This window comes from Dietzia sp. DQ11-38-2 (assembly GCF_014145055.1).
Classification (GTDB): Bacteria; Actinomycetota; Actinomycetes; order Mycobacteriales; family Mycobacteriaceae; genus Dietzia.
Map to the genome: position 1 here is coordinate 1 of NZ_JAALDW010000375.1, position 2,035 is coordinate 2,035.

Genomic DNA, 2,035 nt, shown 5'->3' on the forward strand with positions numbered 1-2,035 from the left:
GTCCCGGCCCACATGCTCGACCAGATACCGCCCGAGTTCCGCTAGTCCGCCCGGCGCCGGGTCCACGCTGCGCGCAGTGCCCGCCACCCCAGGAGCAGCACGCCGGTGGCGAGAGCGGCCACCAGCATGAAGCTCCAGTGCGGCACCCGCCCGTCGCCGAGTCCGCGGATCACCATCCCGCCGACGAGCGTGCAGGCCCACACCACGACACCGGATCGGACGCCCGCGGGGTCGCGGCGAGCGGCCAGCACCGCGATCCACCCCACCAGCAGACCCACCAGGAACGGCCACGCCGTCCCCCACACCTGGCCGAGCCCGAGACCCTCGGAATGCGCACCGCGTCCGAAGGTCGCGAACACGACCACCGACACCGCGTCGAGCAGGAGGACGAGCGGAAGGGCCACCACTGTCACGGCTCCTTCTCGTCACGTCGCCTCGGGCCGCTCACCGCACACGAGTCCTCGTCTGCGTCGTCGCGGGCCTCGTCGTCGACATCGCCGCCCCCGTCCGCTCGCGTCCCGTCATCGCGGACCCGCAGAAGGGGGGTAGGACCAGAATGCGCGTGGAAGGTCGGACGCCACGGAGTGCCGTGCAGCGGCCACATCGCGGCGATACCGGCCGGCGGGGCGGCGACGACCGTGGAGCGTTCCGGGTGGGGGGTGGTCGACGACGACGAGGGGCGCTCACGAGGAGGGGATCCCTCCTCGTGCTCGACATCGGGGTCGATCTCCACCGCTCCACGGTAGAAGAGGAAGAAGACCACCCATCCCGCCAGCGCCACCAAGACGAAGCTGACGATGCGGTAGAGGAACACCGCCGCGAACGCCTGATGCGCGCCCAGTCCACCAGCGGTGAGTGCGGTGATGAGCGCGAACTCGACCGTCCCGAGCCCGCCCGGCGTGATCGGCGCGGAGGCCACGATCTTGCCGGTGACATACGCGATGCACAGACCTCCGATGCTGGGCTGCGCGCCGACCGCGTGGGCGGCCGCCCACAGGCACCCGACATCGGCCACCCAGTTGAGCAGCGAGAACGCGAAGGCCTTGGCGAACTGGGTCTTGGTCATCTCGACCGCCTCGGCCTGCTCCACGATCTTGCGCACTCCGGTGGCGCCATGGTGGGCGGGCTTGCGTCGCCGCGCGTTGACCCAGGCCAGGAGGGCCAGCAGGGCTTCCTCGATCCTGTCCGGGTTCCGCGCGGCCCACTGCACCACCACCACGATCGCCACCAGGCCGACGGCCGACAGCATCAGCAGGAACGGGTTGGACACGCGGCCCACCAGGAAGAAGCCCGCCAGCGCGAGCAGCACGATCCCCACCGCCGACAGCACCCCGGAGATCACCAGCTGCCACGACGCCACGACCCGCGTCGCACCCCACTGCCGGGTCTTGCGGTAGGTCAAGGTGGTCCCGAAGACCTGTCCGCCGGGAATGCACGTCGAGAACGCGTTGGCGGAGAAGACCAGTCCGACGCTCCCCCAGTACCCCACCCTGACCCCGGCCGACTGGAGGAGCACCTTCTGCACCGAGCCGTAGCTGGACATGGACAGGTACGAGAACACCAACGCGACCGCGACCCATCCCCAGTGCGGATTGACCACCGCCGAGAACCCCTCGGCGAAGAACGGCATCTGTCCGCGGAGCCAGTAGAGGATGAAACCCAGGACGGTCAGGGTCGCGATCGCCTTGAACCAGGGGTTGGCCAGGACCATCCGGACACGACGGCGCAGCGTGGTGCCCCGCGTCCCCTTCATTACGCCACCATAACCCGCGGGACGGCCGGGACCCAGGTTCACACTCCGGAGGCCGGGCCGGGCCTCACGCGTCGCTATCGCGTCCCCTCTCCCTCTCCCGTTCTCGCCGGAGCCGGGCGATCAGCTCCGCCGCGGGGATCTTCTCCCCTGCGGCGCCGTCGTCCCGGCGACGGGGCTCGGATCGGGGTGCGGGCCCGGGATCCGGTGCGGGCTCCGGCTCCGGTGCGTGGAGATCGGGCCGGGGCTCGGGCCCGAGGACTCCCACCGCCGTCGCCGGGGACC

The 2,035-nt window shown here is 71.1% G+C and carries 2 protein-coding genes and 1 pseudogene; all 3 read right to left on the reverse strand.

Annotated features, from left to right (window positions below; genetic code table 11):
• Positions 1-41: 41 nt before the first annotated feature.
• The gene (locus G6026_RS12620; protein WP_347238102.1) at positions 42-404 is read right to left on the reverse strand and encodes a DUF3054 domain-containing protein; all 363 of its coding nucleotides are present in this window, start codon (positions 402-404) and stop codon (positions 42-44) included.
• Between the two features lie 5 nt (positions 405-409).
• On the reverse strand, positions 410-1,753 hold the full coding sequence (locus tag G6026_RS12625) for a YbhN family protein (RefSeq protein ID WP_182613377.1): 1,344 nt from the start codon (positions 1,751-1,753) through the stop codon (positions 410-412).
• 64 nt (positions 1,754-1,817) lie between these two features.
• Positions 1,818-2,035, reverse strand: a pseudogene (locus tag G6026_RS16980) (hypothetical protein); the annotation flags it as partial.

What these genes read in the sequence shown, in the direction of transcription:
- G6026_RS12625 (WP_182613377.1), bottom strand. Translation starts at nt 1,753, where the DNA reads ATGAAGGGGACGCGGGGCACCACGCTGCGCCGTCGTGTCCGGATGGTC.